Annotated in this window: 1 pseudogene; it reads right to left on the reverse strand. The window is 45.3% G+C overall.

Annotated elements, in window-relative coordinates:
* Nucleotides 1-424: pseudogene (locus UYK_RS24190) on the reverse strand (AMP-binding protein); the annotation flags it as partial.

A 424-nucleotide genomic window follows, 5' to 3' on the forward strand; every position in this document is an offset into this window, starting at 1 on the left:
TACTGACACTTGGGCATCTTCCAACATCAAAGCTAAGCGCTGTTGCGGATAAGCTGGGTCTATTGGCACATAAGCCCCGCCCGCTTTTCAGGATTGCCAACAGTCCAACCAGCATTTCTATTGAGCGTGGTAAGCAAATTCCTACCAGTACCTCTGGTTTGACTCCCAGCTTTTGCAAATAGTGCGCTAGTTGATTAGCTCTTTGATTTAATTGAGTATAAGTTAATTGCTCGTCTTGAAAAATGACTGCTACAGCGTCAGGTGTACGTTCCACCTGGGCTGCAAATAACTGATGGATACACTGGTTTGGATACTCAGTCTCGGTGTCATTCCACTCGACTAATAATTGCTGTTGTTCAGCTTCGCTTAACAGTGGTAACTCCTCTAACCGCTGTTCTGGATTGGCAACTATGCCAGAGAGTAA

This window comes from Fischerella thermalis PCC 7521, from assembly GCF_000317225.1.
Taxonomy (GTDB): domain Bacteria; phylum Cyanobacteriota; class Cyanobacteriia; order Cyanobacteriales; family Nostocaceae; genus Fischerella; species Fischerella thermalis.